Genomic DNA, 24,939 nt, shown 5'->3' with positions numbered 1-24,939 from the left:
GCCTTCATTCAGCTCTCCTTCTAATTATTAATAGTTATTTTGCTCCATTCTTTCTCTCATTATCATTGTCTTATTCTCTGCTCTTTTTAAAGCTATCTCTTGATTTAATTTTTCAATTTTATTCCAATCTGGATTATTTTTTAACATCTCTCTTTTTATCTCTAATTGTCTTTCAGAAATATCAATTCTATTTGCTTGAATCTCTTTGTTCCCTCTAAAGTTATCATAGTTATTACAATATCTATGTCCATTATTGTTATTTTGGTGATATCCTCTGCTATAAGTTCTGTGGTGAGATGTAGTTTGCTCATTTCTTAAATTCTCTCCATCCATAGATCTTCCAAACGCTGCTGTTCCTACTAATAGTGTTATTGCTCCTGCTAATACGATTATTCTTTTCAAAATTATCCCTCCTGCTAAATTCATTTTTTCATCTCTTTTTCTTTACACAGTAATTATAACTTTGAATTATGACTTGAATATGTCATTGTAAAAATAATTTATTTTTTTTCTAACAAAACAACACAATATGATTTTACTCCAGATTCATCTCCTGTAAATCCTAATTTTTCTTCAGTAGTTGCCTTTACACTCACTTGCTCTACAGCCAATTCCAATACCTCAGCAACTCTTTCTCTCATAGCCTCTATATATGGTTTTACTTTAGGTTTTTGTAACACAATAATAGAATCTAAATTTATAACTCTATACCCTCTGTCTACTATTAACTCTTTGACTTTTTTTAATAGAATTGTACTATCTATATTTTCATACTTCATATCTGTATCAGGAAAATGTTGACCTATATCTCCCAAAGCCAAAGCTCCTAGCATAGCATCCATTATAGCATGTATCAATACATCTCCATCTGAATGTCCTAAAACTCCTCTTGTATGTGGAATCTCAACTCCACCTAATACCAATCTTCTTCCCTCAACTAATTTATGAACATCATATCCATTTCCTATTCTAAGCATGATGACACTCCCATCTCTCATATATTTGATTGTAGAACTCTAAAATCTCCTCTTTAGTAACTGTTGATGTCCCCATTTTTCCAACTACAACTCCTGCAGCTGTATTAGCTATCTTAGCTGCCTCATGCCAATCTACTCCTGTGGCACTAGCCAATGTAAATACCGATATAACTGTATCTCCTGCTCCTGTAACATCATAAACTTCCTTAGCAAAAGTAGGAATATTTATAGTCTTATCTAAAAATAGACTCATTCCCTCTTCACTTCTTGTCAATAAAAGATTACTCAATTGAAGTTTCTCTTTTAACTCTTTTCCTAAAGTTTCAAAATCTACTACATCTGTTTTTCCTAAACACTCCATAGCCTCTTTTCTATTTGGAGTCATTGAAGTTGCACCTATATAATTTAAAGCATTTTTAGGTTTTGGATCAACTGTTACTATTTTACCTTTTTCTCTACACAATCTAACAATCTCTTTAGCAACTCTAGGAGTTAAAACTCCCTTATCATAGTCAGATAGAATAACTGCATCTAAGGAATCTATTTTTGAATTAAAATTCTCTAAAAGTGCATCTTCTAATTCAGTTGAGATAGGAGTTGCTTTCTCCCAATCTATTCTTAATAACTGTTGATTTCCTGCTAATATTCTTCTCTTTACTATTGTTGGAATATCCTTTGTTCTAATTATTCCACTTGAATTTATTCCTTTCTCATCAAATGTTTTAATAAGTCTGTTTCCGTTATCATCTTCACCGATAACACCAAAACAGATAGTTTTAGCTCCTAAAACAGATAGATTATTAACTACGTTAGCTGCTCCACCAAGTACAAATCTCTCCTCCTTAACATTAACTACAGGTACAGGAGCTTCTGGTGATATTCTATTTACAACACCAATTATATAGTCATCTAACATTAAATCTCCTACTACACCTATTCTTACATTTTTAAAATTTTCTAAAATCCCTTGTAAATCAAATCTTTTTGTCATACTCTTCCTCTTCCTTAATAGATTTTTCTATTTATTATATTTTGTGCCCTCTGATGAATCTCTTCTTTTTCAAAGGTATCACTCTCATTATTAACTATATTTACTTTCATTTTAACATATATATCTGTTATTTCATGGCTTATATTTTGATTTTTAAATAAAAAATTTATCATTGGTAAAGTTCCGAAAAATGGGATCTTACTATCTAAATTATGAACTGTTGCTTTTTTCAGTCCCCCTATAAATATAGTCTCTCCATCTCTTATCTTTACAGTAGTCTCTATACTTCTTCCTACTTTAGAACCACCTTCAGAGTTATATGTTCCACTATCTTCAGATTCCTCTTTATCTATCTTCAACTTAAAATTACTAACCTCTATTACAACCTTTAAATTTATCCAACCATCTTTTCCTATATTAGGTGTTACCTTTAAAATAATTCCAGCCTCTTTAAAAATTGGTGTTGAGATAACTCTGTCATTATTGTCATTCTCTTCTCTCTCTTCACCAACAATTACCTCTTCTGTTACTTTAAAACTTCCCTCTTCTCCATTCAAAACTAAAATTGAAGGTCTAGCACTAACTACTAAGTCTTGAGTTGCCTCTAATAGATTTATTCCCAAATTCAAAACATCATTTCCACCATTAAATTGTTTAACCACATTAATAGAAGATGAATAGATATTTCCTAAGCCACCTAGACTAGATTTATCTAAAAATCCCATATTCCAGCCTTTATCCCCTTCCACCTTTCCATTATTGCTATATATCCAATTAAATCCCAGTGTTTCAAATAGATTATCAGTTATATCTAGGATCTGTGCATCTACTCTTATCTGCTCTCTATCTTTATCCAACTCATCTACCAACTCTTTTGATGCTTTTACAACCTCACTTCTTCCAGATATCACTATCAAATTTCTCTTATTTAGTGTAGAAACACTTATTTCATCACCAAAGCTCTCTTTTAACAGTTTTTTTACCTCTTCACAATCTAAGTTATGCAGATAAATATTTTCAGTTAAATTTTCCAAACCATTTATCATTGATTTTTTTGAGTAACTTCCACTCTCTTGTGAATGTAATTGAGGGTTTATAATAGTGTTATCTCTCTCTAATAATACTGTAAGTGTGGAATTCCCTTGAGAAATATTGATAATCTCCCCTTTGGTAACATACCCCTTCTTTTCAAATTTAGCCAAATAAACTCCTGGTTCTATATCTGAAAGTATAAAATTTCCACCATAATTAGAATATACAGGCTGAAGGAAACTATTCAAAAGTGTTATTTTTACTCCATCAACTCCTGAGTTAGAGGAGCTTGATAATACTTTTCCAGCAAATATACTATTTATTTTTTCTCCTCTTTTAGAGAGAATAAATACATTTCCACTCTTTGATAGTTTAAGATTATACATCTCTATAAAAGAATTTAAAATATCTTCAACACTCTCTCCCTCTGAAAAATAAAGATCTAAATTAGTATCTTTGATCTCATCAGAGGAGAGTATAGTCACTCTATTCTCTTGTCCTATTATATTTAGAGCTTCTCCTAAAGTTACTCCTTGTAAATTCAAATCAGAAGTAAGCTTACTCTTTTTTAATAATGGATCGTAAAACTGTCCATAAATATTATAGCAAATAAAAAATAATATTAAAAGTACTAGATTTCTTTTTGACATACTCTCTCCCTACTATTCTGTTAATTTTATAAATACTTCACTATTTTTTGTAATAATCTCATATTTTTTCCCTTGGAATATTACTATTTTCCCCTCAAAAAAGATCTCGCTCTGTCCACTTACTTTTTTTAAAATTATATATTTTTTGTTATTGTAATTTAAAATTTTTATCTCTTTTACCCTCTCTCTAACAACTCTACTCAGAGGAATTAACTCTTCATTTTCTACTTCTGTTACCATTTTTTTCTCTAAGACATTTGCTGAAAATTTACATATCAGTCGAGCCTTTTCCTCTTTAATCTCCAATGTTAACCCTGTTTCACTGAGACTTACTTTCTTTTCATTTGTCTCTTCTATCTCTTCCATAAATTCTAAAATTTTACCTACATCACCTGAAACTACATATGGAATATAAATTTTATCTGTCTCTTGTACTCTTTCTACCCTTCCAATAGTATCTAATAATAAAAGATTTTTCTGACTCATCTCACTTATATACTCTTCAAATTTAACTATATTCAGAAAACTGCTCTCTACTACCCTATTTTTAAATAATTCAACTCTCTCCTGTTCCTTTTCCAGCTCCTCTTCCAATCTTTTATATCTTTTTTCCCCAGCTTCTCCAATAGTCTTTTCCTTTCTTATATCTAAAATAAATTTCTCTACCTGCTGATTTTTTTCACTCCATTGAACATAAGGTTTATAAAATAAAAAATTAATAGCTAAAATTACAATTGAAAATCCTATAAATACAACTATCTTCTCCTTATGATCACGGATATTAAACTCCTTAATCTTTACCATAATCTATCTCAAACTCCATTTTAAATCTATATAGTTTTTCCTCTAATTTTATAAAATCCTGATTTATATTTTTAAAATATCCACTTGCCAATACTTTTTGTTGATAGTTGTATATCTCCTCCTCTGTCTCTGCTATCCCATCAACTCCAATAATTTTTTCACCATCATATTCCAACTTTTCAAATCTTATTCCATCTGAATTTTCAAATAAAAATGTATATATTTTTGATATTTTAATTTTTTTAAACTCTCTTTCTCTACTCTCCTCTCTAAGTTTTTTTATCTCATCCTCTAGCTCTCTTATATTTTCAGTTGTTGTTAAATTTTTATTCTTTAATTCCACATAGTTTTTTTGTAATTCACCCAATCTCTCTCTTTTCCTATCTGTTAAAAGATTAATGGTAATAAAAAATATAGTTCCTATAATTATAACCACTGAAAGCATGAACATTATAACTTTAACACTACTTAAATATTTCAACTCTTTTTTATAATCTTCTGGAAGATAATCATACTCCTCTTTTAAAAATGAGTTATACTTTACCCAATCTCTTATCTCTAAATTCTCTATATATTCCCCAAGTTCACTTTGATCTGGATAGACAAATTTGAGAGAATTATCCTCTAAATACTCATCTATATAATTTAAATTAGATAGTATCTCCTCTTTTTCCACTTCAATATCTTGAAAATCTATAAGTTTATTTTTTGAAAAACTAAATACTCTTGTTCTGTCATCATCTATCTCTAGATAACTCTTAACTTTCCCGTCACAATTAAAAAACTCCATAAAAAAAAGAGGATATATTCCTAAAAGTTTTATCCTTTTCGATTTTATATTCTCTAACAATGTGTAAACCCTATCTTTTTCTAACATTATAACAATAACTCTCTCAATTTCATCATCTTCATATAGAGTTATCTCCTTGCTCAAATAGTAAAAACTATCATATCCCTCTGTCTCATCTTCTAATTTTTCATCTATCTCTAATTCTCGTTCTCTTTCATCATCCACCTTAGAAATACTTATTTTTACTATTTTAAACCATTGGCTCTCCAATAAAAGAACTCCCTCTTTTATATTTTCAACCTCATCTAACTCAAAAAATTTTACTTTTTTATTTTTCTTAATATTTAACTCCAACTTCAAAATCTTTTAATACCTCCTTATAAGGAGCCAAAGGATTGTTATTTCCATACTGATAATATAGATCAACTCTAGCCTTAAAATATATCTTCTCACCAGTCTCCTCATTCCTTATAATTTTTTCCAACTCCACTCCTACAATATTTAGTTGTTTCCCTATTGCTATTAATTCCCTCCTTATCAAATCTCTAAATATAACTTTCTCATCTTTTTTATAGGTATAAAATTTCCTCTTATTATTGAGTCTCATTCCTATCAACTCATAACCTGTCTCTGATCTTCGAGTTGTTGTATCTCCATACCATACCCTTTCAACCTCTAAATTTTTACCTACGTATTGAGCTCCATTTAGATAGTTTTTAGCTTTTATTTCTAAATTTATTCTCCTTAACTCACTATAAGCTAAAGTTTCCAAGTTAAATTTTATTTCATCTATCTCTCTTTTTCTTTCCAATTGCTCAATTTTTTCACCTTTTCTCATTATGATTCTATACCCTATTAACAGATTAAACAATAATACTATTGATAAGATTGTAGTTGCAATGAATAGAAAACCCCTATTTTTTTTAGAATATATTAAAATTCCCATATCCCTTTATCTCTTCTCTCTCCTTTAAACTCTTACTCTCTATGTTATACTCTATTGCTACTCCCCTCTTCTTCCTCTTAAATCTTCCTTCAATATTTTCATAAAGGGTATCTGAATTAGATATTTTAACTACTCCATTCACTATCTCTCCCTGTGTTACTATCAAACGATTTTCTATAAATTGAAAAAGTAATATTGTATTCTCAATCCTAGTTCCATTACTTCTAGGTATCTCTAAAAAAATTACATTACCCTCGTCTGAATTTTTCGACAAAAACTCCTCTGTTATATTAAAGGAGATTATCCGATTATCTTGCACTATAGCAACACCATTTTTTACATAATTCTTACCAGAATATAACTCTTTTATTGTATTTGCCTTCTCAATACTCCTCTCCATAATATTTAACATTCTAATTACATCTCTCTCTACTAGACTTCTTTCACTTATTTTTCTATTTAGATTATTAGAAAGCTTTAATGTAGGAAAGATAAGTACAGAAAAAATTGATAATAATCCTAGAGATATTACTACCTCTAAAAATGTCATTCCACTATTCTTTGATTTCATAAACTCCTCAGTCAAAATCTATATAATTTTCAGAAGAAATACTTTTATTATTGTCAGTATACATTATTTTCAAACATAAATAATGATAACTATCCACCTGAAACTTAAAATTTATCTTTTTTATCTCTATTTTTATTTTAGAGTTATCTTCTAATGGATAGGGAAGATATATTCCTCCTGTTAATCTATCCTTACCAAATTCTTGGGATAAATACTCTCTCACTCCTATATTATTTAATAAAATACTCTGCTCTGTACTTCTCAATTGTTTTTCCAAAGCTATAAAATTTTTATACTTCTTTTCTATTTGTAAAAATCTCCTATTTAGAGAGGTATTTTCAACTGTATATCTCATAAGTGGAATAAGAGAGATTAGAAATAAAGATATTGAAACTACAACCTCCATAATTGAAAATCCATATCTTTTCATATTCTAACCACCCACAAATAAAAAAAACTTATAATGAGATACGGGGAGAATGGTAGCTCTCTATTCCTATCTCTTTTGAATATATATAAAACTAATCCGACAACAGAAGCTAATCCAAAGGAGATCATATAATATATGTATAACTCATAAAAATCACTATACCCTAAAATATAGCCTATGCTTAGCAAGAGCTTTATATCTCCAAATCCAAATATCTCTTTTTTCATCAAATCTGATCCGTATCCATATATTAATAGAAGTGGAAGTGTATAAACTCCCATTCCAAGCAGACTATTTTCTATTGAGAAAAAACTACTCCCTTTGTTATATAGTGCTAATCCCATTAAAATTAAATTAACTCCATTTGGAATATACATTTTCTTAATATCTATATACATAATTATAAAAAGTATGATTATTATTAATACTCTATCCATTTATTTCCTTTTGTATCATAATCTTTTCCTACCTCTGGCTTAAACCAAATATACACTCCATCACCTTTTTTACCTGTTTCAGGATTTTTAAATGTCAACTCTATTTCACCACCATAAATTATATTTGGATCAGCTTCATCTGCATCTGTTTTCTTTACTCTACTTCCACCTATTTCAAGTTTTCCATCTTTGATCTCATTAAAAGTTTTAATATCTAAATATGGTTCAAGCTCTGTTACTTTCTCCTTTATATTTATGTCAGCTTCTGGATTATCAGTCAATGGTTTTCCTGTCTCTAAATAGTATAGTTCACAAGCAGTTCTAAGATTACTCAATATAGCTATCGCCTTAGTGTCCTTTCCTATAGCTAATTGCTTTCTAAACTTTGGCACACCTATTCCCATCATCAGTCCAATTAAAGCTATTGCTACTGTAATCTCAATCAAACTAAACCCACCATTTTTCATTATTTCTCCTCCTTCATATTATTTGTGAAATATTGAATATAGGAAGATATAATCCTAAGATTATTATTCCCACTATAACCCCTAATATCAATAGCAAAACTGGTTCTAGTAATGATGTCATTTTAAAAAGATAGTACTCCAACTCACTCTCCATAGTAGTTGCTATCCAGCCAAAAGCTCTCTCTATACTTCCACTTTTCTCTCCTATTTCAATAAGATAAAGTTGTGTAGTATTAAAAAATCCTGTCTTATAAAAAGCCTCATATATTGTACTCCCCATCTTAATCTCTCTCTCAATATTAGATAACTCTCTCTGCTGAAACAGATAGAGATTCCCTTTTTTTAAAATTTCAAATATCTCCAATACCTCCATTCCAGCTTCATTCATTATAGAAAAGTTTTTACAAAACTCAATTATCAATCTTCTTTTTAAAATATCTCCATAAAATGGGATTGATAATCTCAAATTCTCTACTATCTCTCTATTAATTTTCTTAAAAGAAAAAAATATCCCTATTATAAAAATGGATATACCTAAAATAATAGTGATAAAATTTTGACTAATAGCAATTAAAACTCTTGTTAAAAATGGTAATTCTACCCCTGTATCTTTAAAAAATTCAATAAAATTTGGAAACACAAAAGTAAGTATGAATATGATCAGTAAAACAGTAAAAATAAGTATAATAGTTGGGTAAAGTGTTGCTTCTTTTATCTTTTTCTTAATTTTTTCTTCAAAAATCAATTTTTCATATATTTTTTCTAAATTCTCTATTAATCTCCCTGATTCCTCACCTGCCAATAACATATTTAAATAGCTCTCTCCAAATATATTTTTATAAATCGAAAAAGCTACATATAAACTATTTCCCTCTATAATTTTTAAATGTATATTATGAATAATATTAAACAATTTCCCATCTTTTTGTTTACTCATAATCTCCAAAGCTTGAGATATTCCCATTCCACTCTCCAATAGTATCTTTAGATTTTGAGTAAAATTTATAATATCTTTTTTTAAAATTTTAATTTTTTTATTAATAACCCTATACTCAATTAAGATCATCTGATTTTTAATCAAATATTTTTGCAAGTCTGATAACTTTTCAAACTCCAAAATTAAGGTTGCTCTTTTTTTCTCTTTGGTATCCACTCTCACACTGTAGGTTTTCATCTCTATCCCTGCCTAATAATCTCGTCTAATGAGGTTATTCCCAGAATGCTTTTCTCTATTCCATCTTCAATAAGAGATTTCATTCCTTTCTCTTGTGCAACAATTTTTAATTCATGTATAGATATTCCTCTATCTATTAGCTCTCTTATCTCTTCATCTACTATGAAAATCTCAAATATAGCTGTTCTTCCTGCATAACCAGAGTTATTACAATGTTCACAACCTCTGCCTGTATAGAATATTTTATCACTATATTTCTCACTATCTATTCTCATAAGAGATAGTTTTCCTCTAAAGTTTTTATCTATCTCCTTACAATGAGGACAGAGCTTTCTAACCAGCCTTTGAGATATTATCCCTATAATTGAAGCTGACAACATATACTTCTCTATTCCTATATTTAGCAATCTATAAATACCGCTCACAGAGTCATTAGTATGTAGAGTAGAAAGAACTAGATGTCCTGTCAATGCTGATTTTACTGCTATTTCTGCTGTTTCATAATCCCTTATCTCTCCAATCATCAAAACATCAGGATCCTGTCTCAAATATGATTTTAGTATTGTTGCAAAATCTCTTCCTATCTCTTGATTATATTGTACCTGATTTATCCCGTCTAACTCATACTCAACGGGATCTTCTACTGTTGAAATATTTATACTTTCTGTATTTAACCTCTTTAGAATAGAGTAGATCAAACTACTTTTCCCCGAGCCCGTAGGTCCACAAGAGAGTAGTATCCCACTCTTTTTATTTATTAGCTGTACTATCTTGGCATAATCCTCTTCTAAAAATCCAATATTTTCAAGGTTGAAGTCTAAAATCTCTCTATCTAAAATTCTGATTACACCCTTTTCTCCATTTATTAATGGAACTATTGAAACTCTGAAGTCTATTACTTTTTTGTCAATCTCCATCTGGAATTTTCCATCTTGAGGAAGTTTCTTCTCCGTTATATCTAAATGAGAAATTATCTTGAGCCTTGATATTAAAGACATATGTAAATTGAGGTCCAATACCATCTCTTCATATAGTATTCCATCTACCCTATATCTGATTCTTGTCCTATCTCTCATTGGTTCAATATGAATATCACTAGCTTTTTTCTTAACTCCTTGAAGTATGATTGCACTCAATCCCTTCACCACAAGAGAGTTATCTGATTCTAGAGAGTTATCTATTTTTAAATCTGCTGTATTCCTACTCTTTTTAGGTAAATTATGCAACTCTTTAAAGATGTCCTTCAGCTTATCAGAATTATTTTTTATCATAAACTCTCCCTCACCACATAAATTTCATCTAAGTAATCATCACCAGAAATTACAACATAGGTAACATACTCTACCAGTTTTACCATAATTCTCACTTTTACAATATTATCACTTGGAATATCTCCATAAGAAAACATAGAAATAAATAGAAACATAATTAAGAAGAGCCTCATTCTACCTCCCAATCACTTTTAACATTTTCCCAGTTGTTATGATAATTTAAAATATCATCATATCTCGCACTTTTATCTTTTCTATTTCTATAAATATTTATTCTCATATACTTTATAATATCAAATCCATAAAAAGATATCCTATATCTTGCTATATCACTATAATCAAATATATAGATACTAAAAGATGGTGTAATATTCCCATTATTCGTTATTCTTCCTCTGAACACCTGAGTTGGTCCTTTATCATAAATTGTAATATAATTTAATTTTTTAGGAAGATATACTTTGTCCAGAATAACCATTGTATTCTCATAGATTCTAATATCTTTTCTCAAATAATTTAACTCTATATTTAAATTTTTCTTACTGTTAAAAGCCTCTGCTGAATAGGTTGCAAACACTTCATATATCTCTGTTTTTGCCCTTTTTATCTCTTGACTCTCAACATAGTTTCTCAACCAAACAAAACCTAGTGTTAGTGAAAATAGAACTAAACTTATCCCCACCAAAATATTCAATAGATAAAAGCCTCTATTCTTACTCATCAACCCTCTCCTCTTATCCCAAGTATACCCCACACTATGAAATTTATCTAGTAGTTCACTCTATATAACTTTTATATTATATATATTCATTGTAAAAATAAAACTACTTAATTTTTTGAAAAATTATAGTAAAAATATCTAATATGAGGTATAATTTATTTGAGAAATAAAGATATTTGGAGGATTTTATGATTTTAGCTAATAATAAAAAAGCTTTTTTTGACTATTTTATAGAAGATAAATTTGAAGCTGGAATAGAATTGGTAGGTAGTGAAGTTAAATCTGCTAAATCTGGTAAATTGAGTATAAAAGAATCATTTATTAGAATTATTAATGGTGAAATTTTTATTATGGGAATGTCAATTGTTCCTTGGAGTTTTGGAAGTGTCTATAATCCAGAGGAGAGAAGAGTTAGAAAACTTCTCCTTCATAAAAAAGAAATAAGAAAACTTCATGAAAAAGTTACTCAGAAAGGGTATACTATAGTTCCTCTTGATGTACATCTTTCAAAAGGGTATGTCAAAGTTACAATAGCTCTTGCTAGAGGTAAGAAAACATATGACAAGAGAGAATCAATAGCAAAAAGAGATGTTCAAAGAGATATTCAAAGAATGTCAAAAATTAGATAGAAAATTTAAAAAAAATATGATATACTATTATGTACAATTTAATAATGGGGATGCAAAGGTTTCGACGGGGTTATTAGGTTATAGGTAGCATGCCAGGGTGACCGCTGTGAGAGGTCAACTCATCGTTTAGATGGAAACAGAAATTACGCTTTAGCTGCTTAATTAGTCAGCTCATCTCTGGTTTCTCTCTTCTGTAGGAGAATCCAACCGAGATGTTACCAATATACAGATTACCTTTAGTGATTTCTCTAAGCTCAAAGGGACATTTTAGAGGATAGCTTTAGTCAGCCCTGTCTGTGGGAGTGACTATTGCGAAATCTAATAGCAGACTAAGCATTGTAGAAGCCTATGGCGCTGGTAGTTTCGGACACGGGTTCGATTCCCGTCATCTCCACCATTTCTATCCATATTCGCTGGGATATCACGAAGTCTGATTTCTACGTGGTTAGAGTAGATTATTATAGAGTCTATAAATATTTTGATTATAGACTTTTTTATTTGAGGATTTTTGAAGTTATCTTTTAAATTTTTTAAATAGAGGGAGTTTTCAAACATTTTTGTTGAAAATTCCCTTTTTAATATCAAAGTAGCTAAAAATAATAAAAATACTAAAGAAAAGAACAGAGAAAATATTAACTGTAAAATAGGTTTTTTCTTTATAATATGGTATAATAAATAATCATATATCCAATGAAAGGAGAGTAGTATAACTATGAAAAAAATACCTATTGCAGTGGAAGACTTTAAAGAAATAATAGAACAAGATTATTATTATATTGATAAAACAAAGTTTATAGAAGATATATTAAATGATGGAGCAAAGGTAAAATTATTTTGTCGTCCTAGAAGATTTGGAAAGACTCTTAATATGTCTACACTTAAATATTTCTTTGATATAAAAAATAAAAATGAGAACAGAAAGCTATTCAATAGTTTATATATAGGAAACTCTCCATTGATAGATGAACAAGGGAAATATCCAGTAATATTTCTTAGTATGAAAGGAATAAGTAGCACTAATTTTGAAGATGCTCTTGATAAAATCAAAGATAAAATAGTTAATATTTATGAAGATTATCTATATATTTTGAATAAATTAGATGAGAAAAGTAGAAATAGATATAATGCTATACTTGATGGTAATATAAATAGAGCTCAATTAGAAAGTTCATTATTATTTTTAACAAAAGCTTTATATAAATATTACAGTCAAAAAGTAATTGTACTGATAGATGAATATGATTCTCCCATTATGAATGCCTATGAAAAAAGGTATTATACTGAAATGAAAGATTTTTTTAAAGCTTTCTATGGAGATACACTTAAAACTAATGATTACTTACAAATGGGAGTTCTTACTGGAATAATAAGGGTAGCTCAAGCAGGAATATTTTCTGATTTAAATAACTTTACAAACTATACAATATTGAATAATGAGTACAGTGATAGTTTTGGATTAGTAGAAAATGAAGTGAAAGCTATGTTAGATTATTATGATATAGGTTATGAGATGCCAGAAGTAAAAGAGTGGTATGATGGCTATAGTTTTGGAAAAAATGAAATATACAATCCTTGGAGTATTTTAAAATTTGTACAAAGTAAGGAGTTAAAATCTCATTGGGTAAATACTTCTGGAAATGCTCTGATTTTAAATATGTTATTAGCTTCAAATTCAACTGTATTTGACAACTTAAATGATTTGATAAATGGCAAGGATATAATGGTATATATCAATGAAAGTATAAGAATGGGAGATAATCTTTCTCCTAACAATATTTGGGAGATCATGTTATTCTCTGGATATTTAACAATTAAGGAAAAACTTAGTGAAACAATGTTTACCTTAAGAATACCAAATAAAGAGATACAGAAGTTATTTAAGGGATTATTTGTAGATGCTATTTTTAGAGAGAGTAATAATGTTGGAAGTTTGATTCAAGCTTTGGTTACTAAGAATATATCTCAAATAATAAAAAGCTTAGAGGATGTAGTTATTAATGCTATTAGTTTCTATGATACAAGTAAAAAGTATGAGAATCCTTATCAAACATTATTAGGGGGATTTTTATATGCCTTAGATGATTACTATATAATGCATCCAAATATGGAAAGTGGCTATGGTAGAGCTGATATAATTTTAGAACCAAGAAATAAAGCTTGGGCTGGATATATTTTAGAACTAAAAAGATCTAATACCAATGATATAGAAAAAGAAGCAGAAAAAGCTTTTGATCAAATAGAAGATAAAAAATATGAAACTCTATTAAAGAAAAATGGAGTAAAAGATATAGTAAAAATTGGCTTAGTTTTTGATGGTAAGAAGGTAACAAGTAACTATATTGAATAATGGATAAAATGGTGGAGAGTAAAATCTTCACTATTTTTTATTTTCAAAAAATTTAATATTTTGTTTTTCAAAAAAATAGGTTATAATAAAGTACATCATTTTGATAAACAATTTTTATGATTACTTAAACTAGTTTAAATTATTTCAGGAGGAACATATGATTAATACTGAATTATTCATTGGTGCTGTATATTCAGCTGGATTATTCTCTTTCTTTTCTCCCTGTATATTTCCTCTATTACCAGTTTATTTAGGAATTTTGAGCACAGGAGGAAAAAGGTCTATTACAAAGACAATTCTCTTTGTCTTTGGACTTTCAATAAGTTTTGTAATCCTTGGTTTTGGTGCAGGAATTATAGGTTCTATTTTAATAAGTGATCCATTTAGAATAGCAAGTGCTTTAATTATTATAATCTTTGGAATTATTCAAACAGGAATTATTAAAATACCTATTTTAGAAAGGACTAAACTTATTAATGTTGAGATTAGTGAGAGTCTTTGGGGAGCTTTTTTATTAGGATTTACCTTCAGCCTAGGTTGGACTCCCTGTATAGGGCCAATATTGACCTCTATCCTCTTTATATCAAGTGGTGGTGGAGATCCAATATATGGAGCAACTATGATGTTTATATATGTCTTAGGTCTAGCTACCCCCTTTGTTGTACTATCTTTTTCATCTAAATATTTTTTAAATAAAGTTTCAAAAGTAAAAAGCTATTTAGGTATCTTAAAAAAGATAGGAGGAGTTCTTCTAATTTTAATGGGAATACTGCTTTTAACTAACAATTTAAATATTTTTTTATATTACTAAGGAGGTTAAATATGAAGAGTTTTAAAACTTTTTTCTTACTGACGTTATTTTTTATAATTGGAATGGTATCTTACTCAAGAGAGGTCAATCTATCTAAGCTCAAATTAAAAGATATAGATGGGCAAACATATTCTTTTACAGATACAAAAAATGAAAAATATGTTAAGCTTTGGGCTTCTTGGTGTCCAGTATGCCTCTACGGATTAGATGAATTGGAGGAGATGGGAGCCGAAAAGAGAGATTATGATATTATCACTGTTGTTTCTCCTGGTATAGTTGGTGAAAAAAATACTGAAGATTTTAAAGAGTGGTATAACTCTTTGGGATACAAAAATATTAAAGTACTATTAGATGAAAAAGGTGAGATCAACAAAATAGTTAAAAATCGTGTTTATCCCACATCTGTTATTTTAGATGAAAATGGAAATATTAAACAGGTTATTCCTGGACATTTAGATAAAATACAGATAGACTCTCTATTTTCTTCTAATTCAGATAAAAAAAAAGAGGTGAAATAGTAAAGATGAATAATATTGGTGAAATTTATCTAGCTGGTGGTTGTTTCTGGGGAATAGAAGCTTTTATGGAAAGAATACCTGGTGTTATTGATGCTGTCTCTGGATATGCAAATGGAAACACAGAAAATCCAAAATATGAGGACTTAATTTACAGAAATTCGGGGCATGCTGAAACTGTCTATGTAAAATATGATAAGGATAAGATCAAACTTTCAACACTATTAAAATATTACTTTAAAGTCATTGATCCTACTAGTTTAAACAAGCAAGGTAACGACAGAGGAACACAATACAGAACTGGTATTTATTATACATCTGAAGATGATATCCCAACTATCAACGCAATTATAGAAGAGGAACAGAAAAAATATAGTAAAAAAATAGTAGTTGAAGTTTTACCATTAGATAAGTTTTATTTAGCTGAAGAGTATCATCAAGATTATTTAAAAAAGAATCCTAATGGTTACTGTCATATCAACCTTTCAAAAGCTAAAGAGGTCATAGTAGATGAAACTCTTTACCCTCTTATCTCTAAAGATGAGTTAAGAAAAAAATTAAATGTTCAACAGTATGAAGTAACACAAAATGGAGATACTGAAAGAGCTTATGAAAATGAATACTGGGATTTTTTTGAAAAAGGTATATATGTTGATATTACAACAGGAGAGCCACTATTTTCTTCAGAGGATAAATACCCTTCTCAATGTGGTTGGCCTAGTTTTGTTAAAGCTATTGTTCCAGAAGTTGTAACTTACCATGAAGATTTCAGTTACAATATGAATCGTATAGAAGTTAGAAGTAGAAGTGGAAAAGCTCATCTAGGTCATGTTTTTGATGATGGACCAAGAGAAAGAGGTGGAAAAAGATATTGTATTAACAGTGCTTCTATTAAATTTATACCTTATGAAAAAATGGAAGAGCTAGGTTATGGATATCTTAAACCCCTTTTTGAATAGTGAATTTAAAGTACCAAATTTTTAATTAAAATCTTTTTATACAAAAGGAAAAAATTACTATATGAATCTGTATAAAATCAGTTCTTGAGTAATTTTTTCCTTTTTTTATTATGGTAATCTAACGAGATAACATCTTTGATAAAAACTCATATTTTTTTATTGTATCTATAACTTTTTTTACTGAATTTGTAGAGTTTAATGTGTCTAAAAATTTATGATTATCTACTAGCTCTAAAAATGAGTTGAGAGCATCTAAATAATCTTTAGATTCAGTGGTACAAAAAGCTAGAAGATATTTAACTTTTCTATTTTCAGGGAACAGAACAGCTCTATCCAGTGTAACTAAAGCCATTCCAGAATTCTTTACACCAACAGATATATCTCCGTGTGGAATTGCCAAAAGATCAGTTATAACTATGTAAGATCCATACTGCTTTATTTTATCTACCATAGTTTCTATATATTCCTCTTCTATATTTCCACACTCTAACAGTATTTTCCCAGATTTTCTAATTGCTTCCTCCCAAGTTGTAGCAGAGAGTTTTAGCTTTATATTATCCACATTTAAAAAATCTGAAAGTTTTTTCCCTTCCACACTTAAATCATCAATTACCTTTCCTTCTAATATAGTTTTAAACTCCTCAATCAACTTAGTTCTATCCCTTATCTCACAATTTGAGCTGACACTTTTAATCAAGGTTGATAAGAGTATTCTATTTGAATGTTTTGGTAAGTTATAGCCATCTAAAATCTCAATATCCTCTTTTTTCAAAATTGGATGTACTGATACTATTGGAATCTCTGTATTCAATTCCAACTTTATCAAAGTAGTAATTATGAGATCTATATTATCAGATAATATTATATTACTTAATTGATTTAGAGGAATAACCTCTAAAATATTTATATTGTAACGCTCCTTTAACTGTTGTTCTAAAAGCTTAGATGTTCCATAACCATAGCCACATATTAAAATAACATTTTTACTCTCTTTTTTTATAACTTTATTTCTATCAATAGCCCCTTTAAAGTGTAGTGCTATAAAAGCTATCTCATCATCTGTAATCCCTATTCCTATAAACTCTTCTAGTATTTTTAAGGCCTCTCTAACATCTCCTAATAGTTCAGGATAGTTTTCTAATACCTCATCATATACAGAATTTTCTAGCTTAATCCCATTCTTTATTCTATGAATAGTTGGCTTAATATGATTAACCAAGCCATTAACTAAACTTGTATCTCCACTTAAATCAACTCCATATATCTTTTTGAAATGAAGTATTATTTTTTTTACAATTATCTCTATCTCAAGCCACTCTTTATATGCAGAATTATTAAGAGAGAGATTACTACAACCTAAGAAATAATCTGTTAATTTAACCAATTCAAAATCAGAGATCTCTATCATAAAATTAGCCTCTAAAAATGATATTCCCTTCTTTAAAATTTTAAATTCATTAGTCTCACTATAAAAATTTTTATTACTGATACTCTCTATATTCTTTTTCTCTTTTATCCTACTAATCATTATTAAAATATAGTTTGATAAAATAAAATATGTCTCATCAGTTATGATTATATTCAACTGTTTAGCTATATAATTTATGAATTTTTCTATCTCTTCTACACTCAAATTATTAAGATATTCACTGATCAAAGTAAAGAGAAACATCTTTTCTGAACTATTTGTATAACCTAAATTTCTATATTTATTTAAAAGTTTCAGTTGAGAGTTTCTTACACTCTCTTCGCTCCCTACGAGCTTTAATCCTGAACCTGTAGTTTCTAATTCTAATCCATTCTCCCTAATTACTGCCCTGATCTCAGATAGTTCATTTTTTATTGTAGTCCTTGTTACATCAAATTCCTTACAAAGATCACTTATACAGATCTCATTAGAAAAAAGTACTTTTATTAAAATGATAGTTTGACGATATTCGTTTATAAAAACTGTTTTAAAATTCTCCTGAATAAAAGAGTTCAAATCTTTATACTCCTTATGATATAGTTCACCTTTGCTCAATTTTTCAATAGGTGCTATACCATTTTCCAACAATAGTTCATTAATTTTTTCAATATCATACCTTACTGTTCTATCATTTACTCCTGTAAAATTAGATATATCTTTTATCGTTGCTCTTCCCTTTTCCTGTAATATATACTTTAATATAGAGTATATTCTTTTATTCATCACCTATCATTCCTTTCACAAAAAATTGAATAAAAAAGACCATCTTAGAATAGAATTTCATCAAATTATATGATAATTATAAGATAAGATCTAAAAAAAAGCAATTTTTATCAAATTTATTCACAAAAAATTGAAGAATTTAGATTATTTTCTAAATTAAAATGAAACTATATAATATAATTAGGAAAATATATTAGGGAGGTTTCAAATGAACATTAGAGATTTAATTGATAAGGATCTAATACTCTTAGATTCTCAAGCTACATCTAAAGAAGAGATTTTAAAAGAGTTAGTAGAACTATTAGATAGTAAGGGAGTTTTAACATCTAAAGAGGATTTTTATAGAGATATCTTAGAAAGAGAGAAAGTTTCTCCTACAGGTTTAGAAGAGGGATTAGCAATTCCACACTCTAAATCAGATTGTGTTTTGAAAGCTCAAATAGCTGTTGCTAGACTAAAAAATACTATTGATAACTGGGAGTCAGTAGATAGTGATAATAGAGTAAATTTAATATTTTTACTAGCTATCCCTAACAGTGAAAAGGGAACTACACATATTGAGATTTTAAAGAACCTTACAACATCTTTTATGCAGGAAGGTTTTATTGATAAATTACAAAAGGCTGAGACTAAAGAGGAGTTTATTTCTCTATTGTCAACTACTCAAAAAGAGGAGGAAAAAGTTACTTCTACCATACAAAATGGAAAGAAAATAGTGGCTGTTACATCTTGTCCAGCTGGTATTGCTCATACATATATGGCTGCTGAAGCTCTTGAAAAAGCTGGAAAAGAGTTAAATGTTAAAATTTCAGTAGAAAAACAGGGAGCTATGGGAACTGAAGATCAACTTTCAGATAAAGACATTGCTGAAGCTGATGTAATTATCTTAGCTGTAAATAGAAATATTGAGTTGGATAGATTCTATGGAAAGAGGGTTTATCAAGTAAAAGCTAATGTTGCCATAAAGAATGGAAAAAATCTTATTTTGGAAGCTCTTGAAAAAGCTACTATCTTGGGAGGTAAGGGGACAAAAGTTGGTAATGTAACTCTTGGAAAAACTGAAAATAAAGCTGTAGCTCATATAATGGCAGGACTTTCATATATGGTTCCTATGGTTATTGCCTCAGGAATAATTCTATCTATTGCCAATATCTTTGCCTTCCAAAAAAATGAACTTGGACAAATAGTAAATTGGGGATTTGATAGAAGTACTAGCTTTGGATTTCTAATGGCTAAGATGTTTGAAATTGGTCAGATAGGATTTAAATTAATGATACCTCTTTTTGCTGGGTTTATTGCTAATTCTATGGCTGGAAGACCTGCTATTGCAGCTGGTATGATTGGAGCTTATATAGCTAATGACGCTGCTTATCTAGGAACTCAAACAGGTGGAGGATTTATATCTGCAATTTTAGTGGCCTTCCTTTCTGGTTACATAGTTAATCTCTTGAAAAAAATTAAGTGGCCTAAAGTTGTTCAACCTCTTTTAGGAATAATGATAATCCCACTTATATCAGTTTTTGTAATCTCTATGATAGTTACATTCTTAGTAGGAAAACCGATAGCTAATTTAATGGATACACTTTATTCAACTTTGACATACTTAAATGATAATTACTCAAGTATGCCTTTAATAACAGGTGCTATAATAGGTGCAATGATAGGATTTGACTTTGGTGGTCCTGTTAATAAAACAGCTTTAATCTTTGGTACTGCTGTATTTACAGATACAGTTGCTAAGTATGGAATACAAAATGCCAATTTTGTTCCAGGAACAGCGGCTCAAGCTGCAATTTCAGTAGCTCCTTTAGGAATCTGGTTAGCAGCTAGACTATTCAAAAATAAATTTACTGAACAAGAGCAAATATCTGCAGCTTCTGCCTTTGGAATGGGAATCGTTGGAGTGACTGAGGGAGCTATTCCTTTCGCAGCAGCTCACCCTTTACAAATGATCACAGCCTCTGTTGTGGGAAGTGCTGTTGCTGGTGGTTTGGTTGGAATAACAGGTTGTAAATTCTATGGTGGAATTGGTTCCCCTCTAGGAACTTTCATTGGATACATTGAACAACCAATACCATTTGTTACTTGGTTAGCTTGTACTTTTGCAGGAATATTAACAACTGCTTTAATTATTGGTTTCTGGAGAAAACCTATAATCAAGGAAGAAGAAAAGTAATAGAAGGAGGAAAAGAGATTATTTAAAATTAAATAATCTCTCAAATTATATATGAAAAAAGTTTATGTTTATTCAAATACCCATTGGGATTATGAGTGGTATTTTACAGCGAATGAATCTATCATACAACTAATCTATCATATGGATGAAGTTATAGAAGCCCTTGAAAAAGGGGATATACAATACTATCTCTTAGATGGACAAGTAAGTATAGTTGAAGAGTATTTAAAATTTGCACCACAAAATAGAGAGAGATTACAAGAATTGATAAGAGGCAAAAAACTATTTATTGGTCCTTGGTATACTCAAACTGACGAGCTAATAATCTCTGGAGAATCCATTGTTAGAAATCTATTCTATGGAATTGAAGGTGCTAAAAAACTTGGTGGATATATGAATGTAGGGTATCTTCCTGATTCTTTTGGGCAGAGTAAAGATATGCCTAAAATATTCAATGGTTTCGGAATAAAAGACTTTATATTTTGGAGAGGGCTAGCTACTCATACCTGTCCTGATAGAGAGTTTATCTGGGGGAGTGAAGATGGTAGCGAGGTTCTATCATACAATATAAAAAATGGTTACTACTATGGTGGAAATTTGATCTATAATGATGATGTTGAAAAAGTTGAAAATACTTTTCTAGATGGTGTCACAAAGGAGAATATTCTACTATCAGTTGGTGGTGACCAAAGATATGTTGATTTTAATCTTCAAGAGAGAATAGATTACTATAATAAAAATAGTAAAAATAATCTAACTTATATTGAAAGTAATTGTGAACAATTTTTTCAAGAGTTGAGAAAAGAGGGGAACTTTAAAAAAGTTTATGGAGAGTTTTTAGAACCTTCAAACTCTAAAATTCACCGTTCTATCTACTCTACAAGATATGATCATAAATACCTCAATGATAAGATTGAAAGAAAATTAATATACCACCTAGAACCTCTAATGGTAATTGGACAAAAATTAGGATTAAAATTAAAATTGGGTATGCTTGAACAGATCTGGAAAAAATTACTACTAAATCATGCTCACGATAGTGCTTGTGGTTGTAATACTGATAAAACAAACTCATTGATACTGTCAAGATTAACAGAAGCTGATCAATTAGCTTACTCTGCTTGTGACTATATTATTAGAAAAATTTGTGAATCAATAGAAGATAAAGAGGAAAATGATGTTTTTATCTTCAACACACTTCCTTTTTATAGAGATACACCTATAAAATTGGAAATCTCTACAAAATTTAAAAATTTTATACTTAAAACAATCGATGGAGATACTCTTCCCTATCAATTGATCTCTCAAGAAAAGATTTATTCTGGTAGTATCAAAAGAACTCCAGAGGAACACGATCCAGAACTTTATTACTATTTGACTAAACTTTATGTAGATTTTCCTATGGAACCAATGACTCTTGATAAGATTAAGGTTATTGAAATAGGTACAATAATAGAGTGTAAAATTGAAAAAGATAGTTTTATAGAGAATGATTTTTATAAAGTATATTTTGAAAATAAAAAATTAAACCTTCTAAATAAGAAAGATAATAAGATTATAGAAAACTTCATATGTTTTGAAGAGAGTGGAGATGATGGAGATACATATGATTACTCTCCACCTATTATTGATAATAGGACAATTACACAGATCTCTGATGAAGATCTTGAAATAAAAAATGGAACTCTTGTCAAGTCGATGAAACTTAAAGGAGTTATACATTCAAGTAACTCTTTAGAGGAAAGAGAGAAAAATATATTCAATGGAAAAACTCCATATGAATTGAGAATTGAATTAGATAACTCAAACAACATCAAATTTCATATTGAGATAGAAAACAATAGTAAGGATCATAGAATAAGAGTCATAGCAAATACTGGTTTAACTTCTAACACTTCCATAGCTGATACTCCGTTTGGAACTATCGAAAGAGAGAGCAATCCTATCAGTTTAAAAAATTGGAAGGAGTTAAAATGGAAGGAGGAGCCTACTCCTATATATCCTTTTATCAACTTTGTATCACTTAGATCCAAAGAAGGGGCTATGAGTATCTTAGCTAAGGGAATTAAAGAGTATGAGATAATTGAAAATAATAAGATCTCCCTAACTCTATTTAGAAGTATTGGATTCTTAGGTAAGCCTGATTTAATCAGAAGACCTGGAGTAGCTTCTGGACAGGAGTTTAAATATATTGAAACACCTGATAGTCAACTTTTGAAAAAAATGATTTTTAAGTTTGCAATTAGATTTGATAAAGAATATAATAGTAATATAATTAAAAGAGAGTACCAAAAATATGCTGTGTCAACATTGGACTACCAAATTCAAGAGTTAAATAGATTTACAAATACATTAAAATATTTTGTTATGCACCCTCTAAAAACTAAACTTAATAGATTTAACAATCTAATCAACTTAGATAATAGTAGTTTAAGTTTTTCAGCTATTGTTCCTATTGATGAAAATAGTTATGTTTTAAGATTGGTAAATACTTGTGAAAGAATAGAGAATACAACAATAAATATAGAGTTTGGAAGCAACTATGAAAGAGTGAATATGCTCTATGAAAAGATAGGTGAAAACTCTAAAATTAAAGCTGGAAAGATAGCTTTAAAAGATATTAAACCTGGTGAAGTGATTAACTTAAAAATTTATAGATAAAGGAGTAAGGTTATGATTAAATTTAAAGAGAATTTTTATTTTGGAAGTGCCTCTTCTGCCACTCAAAGTGAAGGAGCTTGGAAAGAAGATGGAAAGGGAGAGAATATTTGGGACTACTGGTATGAGACAGAAACATTTAGATTTCATAATGGTGTAGGTCCTGCTGATGCCTCAACATTTTATAAAAACTATAAAAAAGATATTCAACTTTTAAAAGAAACAGGACATAACTCTTTCAGATTTTCTATAAGTTGGTCAAGAATGTTTCCTAATGGATTTGGAGAGGTAAATCCTAAGGCTATTGAGTTTTATAACAATGTTATCAATGAACTACTAGCTAATGGTATTGAACCTTTTGTAAATCTATTCCACTTTGATATGCCTATGTGTATGCAAAATATAGGGGGTTGGGAAAATAGAGAGGTTGTTGACCACTATGCTAACTTTGCAAAAACTTGTTTTATAAATTTTGGTGACAGAGTTAAAAGATGGTTTACTTTTAATGAGCCAATAGTTCACGTTGAGTGTGGTTACCTATTAGGTTATCACTACCCTTATAAGGTAGATTCTAAAGCTGCTGTACAAGTTGCTTATCACACTGCTTTAGCAAGTGCCTTAGCAATAAAAAATTACAGAGAATTGAAGCTTGAAGGAAAAGTTGGTATTATCTTAAATCTTTCTCCTTGCTATCCTAGAAGTGAAAACAAATGGGATGTAAAAGCAGGATTTATAGCTGACCTATTTGCTAATAGGAGTTTCTTAGATCCAGCAGTTAAAGGTAAATTTCCAACTGAATTGATAGAGATCATTAAAGAGCATGATTTAATGCCTGAATATACTTCTGAAGATTTAGAGATCATTGAAAAAAATACTGTTGATTTCTTAGGTGTAAACTACTATCAACCTAGAAGAGTTGCAGCTAGAGCCTCTCTTCCAAATCCAGAAGCACCATTTATGCCTGAATACTATTATGATCACTATGCTATGCCTGGAAGAAAGATGAATCCACACAGAGGTTGGGAGATCTATGAAAAAGGAATTTATGATATAGGAATCAACATCAGAGATAACTACAATAATATTGAGTGGCTTATCACTGAAAACGGTATGGGAGTAGAGGGAGAAGATAGATTCTTAGTAGATGGTATAATTCAAGATGATTATAGAATAGAGTTCTATAAAGATCATTTAACATGGTTACACAGAGCAATTGAAGAGGGATCTAACTGTATAGGATACCAAGTTTGGACATTTATTGATAACTGGTCATGGTTGAATGCATATAAAAATAGATATGGTTTAGTTTCTCTAAATCTTGCTACTCAAGAGAGAACTATCAAAAAAAGTGGAAGATGGTTCAAACAACTTTCTGATAATAAGGGGTTTTAA

At 29.4% G+C, this 24,939-nt stretch carries 24 protein-coding genes and 1 other RNA gene; 9 read left to right on the top strand and 16 right to left on the bottom strand.

The annotated features are described in order from the left end of the window. Window positions 1-27: 27 nt before the first annotated feature. The 15 genes from QZ286_RS06540 to QZ286_RS06470 all read right to left on the bottom strand — a co-directional run bounded on the left by QZ286_RS06540 (window position 28) and on the right by QZ286_RS06470 (window position 11,261). Window positions 28-402 carry a hypothetical protein gene (locus QZ286_RS06540; RefSeq protein ID WP_291256168.1) on the bottom strand — a complete coding sequence of 125 codons (375 nt, stop codon included), beginning with the start codon at window positions 400-402 and terminating at the stop codon, window positions 28-30. 98 nt (window positions 403-500) lie between these two features. Next, a complete protein-coding gene (gene ispF, locus QZ286_RS06535; RefSeq protein ID WP_291256167.1) occupies window positions 501-977 on the bottom strand; it encodes a 2-C-methyl-D-erythritol 2,4-cyclodiphosphate synthase in 477 nt (158 codons plus the stop codon). Next, on the bottom strand, window positions 970-1,968 hold the full coding sequence (rfaE1, locus tag QZ286_RS06530; protein WP_291256166.1) for a D-glycero-beta-D-manno-heptose-7-phosphate kinase: 999 nt from the start codon (window positions 1,966-1,968) through the stop codon (window positions 970-972). The genes ispF and rfaE1 overlap by 8 nt, the downstream gene beginning before the upstream one ends. A gap of 14 nt (window positions 1,969-1,982) precedes the next feature. Then, entirely contained in the window at window positions 1,983-3,650 is a 1,668-nt protein-coding gene (locus tag QZ286_RS06525; RefSeq protein ID WP_291256165.1) for a secretin N-terminal domain-containing protein, read from the bottom strand. Window positions 3,651-3,662: 12 nt separating this feature from the next. Next, window positions 3,663-4,454 (bottom strand): hypothetical protein, encoded by a 792-nt coding sequence (locus QZ286_RS06520; RefSeq protein ID WP_291256164.1) that lies wholly within the window; start codon window positions 4,452-4,454, stop codon window positions 3,663-3,665. Beyond that, window positions 4,441-5,604: a hypothetical protein gene (locus QZ286_RS06515; RefSeq protein WP_291256163.1), complete on the bottom strand. Its 1,164-nt coding sequence runs from the start codon at window positions 5,602-5,604 to the stop codon at window positions 4,441-4,443. Before QZ286_RS06515 ends, QZ286_RS06520 begins: the two co-directional genes overlap by 14 nt. Further along, window positions 5,582-6,190 carry a hypothetical protein gene (locus QZ286_RS06510; RefSeq protein WP_291256162.1) on the bottom strand — a complete coding sequence of 203 codons (609 nt, stop codon included), beginning with the start codon at window positions 6,188-6,190 and terminating at the stop codon, window positions 5,582-5,584. Before QZ286_RS06510 ends, QZ286_RS06515 begins: the two co-directional genes overlap by 23 nt. Further along, window positions 6,168-6,761: a type II secretion system protein gene (locus QZ286_RS06505; RefSeq protein ID WP_291256161.1), complete on the bottom strand. Its 594-nt coding sequence runs from the start codon at window positions 6,759-6,761 to the stop codon at window positions 6,168-6,170. Before QZ286_RS06505 ends, QZ286_RS06510 begins: the two co-directional genes overlap by 23 nt. A gap of 7 nt (window positions 6,762-6,768) precedes the next feature. Continuing rightward, a complete protein-coding gene (locus QZ286_RS06500; protein WP_291256160.1) occupies window positions 6,769-7,191 on the bottom strand; it encodes a hypothetical protein in 423 nt (140 codons plus the stop codon). Then, window positions 7,188-7,628 carry a prepilin peptidase gene (locus QZ286_RS06495; RefSeq protein ID WP_291256159.1) on the bottom strand — a complete coding sequence of 147 codons (441 nt, stop codon included), beginning with the start codon at window positions 7,626-7,628 and terminating at the stop codon, window positions 7,188-7,190. Before QZ286_RS06495 ends, QZ286_RS06500 begins: the two co-directional genes overlap by 4 nt. Then, on the bottom strand, window positions 7,613-8,095 hold the full coding sequence (locus QZ286_RS06490; RefSeq protein WP_291256158.1) for a prepilin-type N-terminal cleavage/methylation domain-containing protein: 483 nt from the start codon (window positions 8,093-8,095) through the stop codon (window positions 7,613-7,615). The genes QZ286_RS06495 and QZ286_RS06490 overlap by 16 nt, the downstream gene beginning before the upstream one ends. A 13-nt stretch (window positions 8,096-8,108) precedes the next feature. After that, complete coding sequence (locus QZ286_RS06485) at window positions 8,109-9,269, bottom strand: type II secretion system F family protein (protein WP_291256157.1); 1,161 nt, start codon at window positions 9,267-9,269, stop codon at window positions 8,109-8,111. A gap of 2 nt (window positions 9,270-9,271) precedes the next feature. Then, window positions 9,272-10,540: a GspE/PulE family protein gene (locus QZ286_RS06480; protein WP_291256156.1), complete on the bottom strand. Its 1,269-nt coding sequence runs from the start codon at window positions 10,538-10,540 to the stop codon at window positions 9,272-9,274. Continuing rightward, window positions 10,537-10,713, bottom strand: coding sequence for a hypothetical protein (locus tag QZ286_RS06475; RefSeq protein WP_291256155.1), 177 nt, complete (start codon window positions 10,711-10,713; stop codon window positions 10,537-10,539). Before QZ286_RS06475 ends, QZ286_RS06480 begins: the two co-directional genes overlap by 4 nt. Then, window positions 10,710-11,261 (bottom strand): type II secretion system protein, encoded by a 552-nt coding sequence (locus QZ286_RS06470; RefSeq protein WP_291256154.1) that lies wholly within the window; start codon window positions 11,259-11,261, stop codon window positions 10,710-10,712. Before QZ286_RS06470 ends, QZ286_RS06475 begins: the two co-directional genes overlap by 4 nt. Before the next feature lie 188 nt (window positions 11,262-11,449). Between QZ286_RS06470 and smpB the strand changes: the two genes are divergently transcribed. From smpB to msrB, 6 genes are all read left to right on the top strand, one after another. Further along, window positions 11,450-11,890 carry an SsrA-binding protein SmpB gene (gene smpB, locus QZ286_RS06465; RefSeq protein ID WP_291256153.1) on the top strand — a complete coding sequence of 147 codons (441 nt, stop codon included), beginning with the start codon at window positions 11,450-11,452 and terminating at the stop codon, window positions 11,888-11,890. Between the two features lie 46 nt (window positions 11,891-11,936). Continuing rightward, window positions 11,937-12,287, top strand: a transfer-messenger RNA (tmRNA) gene (gene ssrA / locus QZ286_RS06460). A 315-nt stretch (window positions 12,288-12,602) separates the two neighbouring features. Then, window positions 12,603-14,237 (top strand): AAA family ATPase, encoded by a 1,635-nt coding sequence (locus QZ286_RS06455; protein ID WP_291256152.1) that lies wholly within the window; start codon window positions 12,603-12,605, stop codon window positions 14,235-14,237. 157 nt (window positions 14,238-14,394) lie between these two features. Continuing rightward, window positions 14,395-15,048, top strand: a complete 654-nt coding sequence (locus QZ286_RS06450) for a cytochrome c biogenesis CcdA family protein (RefSeq protein ID WP_291256151.1) — start codon at window positions 14,395-14,397, stop codon at window positions 15,046-15,048. Between the two features lie 11 nt (window positions 15,049-15,059). After that, window positions 15,060-15,566 carry a redoxin family protein gene (locus QZ286_RS06445; protein ID WP_291256150.1) on the top strand — a complete coding sequence of 169 codons (507 nt, stop codon included), beginning with the start codon at window positions 15,060-15,062 and terminating at the stop codon, window positions 15,564-15,566. Window positions 15,567-15,631: 65 nt separating this feature from the next. Beyond that, window positions 15,632-16,522 (top strand): peptide-methionine (R)-S-oxide reductase MsrB, encoded by an 891-nt coding sequence (msrB, locus tag QZ286_RS06440; protein ID WP_366523542.1) that lies wholly within the window; start codon window positions 15,632-15,634, stop codon window positions 16,520-16,522. Window positions 16,523-16,640: 118 nt separating this feature from the next. Here msrB and QZ286_RS06435 read toward each other — a convergent pair whose 3' ends face one another. Then, entirely contained in the window at window positions 16,641-18,713 is a 2,073-nt protein-coding gene (locus QZ286_RS06435; protein ID WP_291256148.1) for a BglG family transcription antiterminator, read from the bottom strand. Between the two features lie 208 nt (window positions 18,714-18,921). Between QZ286_RS06435 and QZ286_RS06430 the strand changes: the two genes are divergently transcribed. From QZ286_RS06430 to QZ286_RS06420, 3 genes are read left to right on the top strand one after another with little or no spacing between them, the layout of a single operon-like run. Next, complete coding sequence (locus QZ286_RS06430; protein ID WP_291256147.1) at window positions 18,922-20,889, top strand: fructose-specific PTS transporter subunit EIIC; 1,968 nt, start codon at window positions 18,922-18,924, stop codon at window positions 20,887-20,889. Window positions 20,890-20,940: 51 nt separating this feature from the next. Further along, a complete protein-coding gene (locus QZ286_RS06425) occupies window positions 20,941-23,550 on the top strand; it encodes a glycoside hydrolase family 38 C-terminal domain-containing protein (protein ID WP_291256146.1) in 2,610 nt (869 codons plus the stop codon). Window positions 23,551-23,562: 12 nt separating this feature from the next. Beyond that, window positions 23,563-24,939: a glycoside hydrolase family 1 protein gene (locus QZ286_RS06420; RefSeq protein WP_291256145.1), complete on the top strand. Its 1,377-nt coding sequence runs from the start codon at window positions 23,563-23,565 to the stop codon at window positions 24,937-24,939.

Origin of the sequence: Fusobacterium sp., from assembly GCF_019012925.1 — a bacterium.
Taxonomy (GTDB): domain Bacteria; phylum Fusobacteriota; class Fusobacteriia; order Fusobacteriales; family Fusobacteriaceae; genus Fusobacterium_A.
The sequence above is the reverse complement of the archived record's forward strand: the minus strand, read 5'-3'. Positions and strand labels throughout refer to the sequence as shown.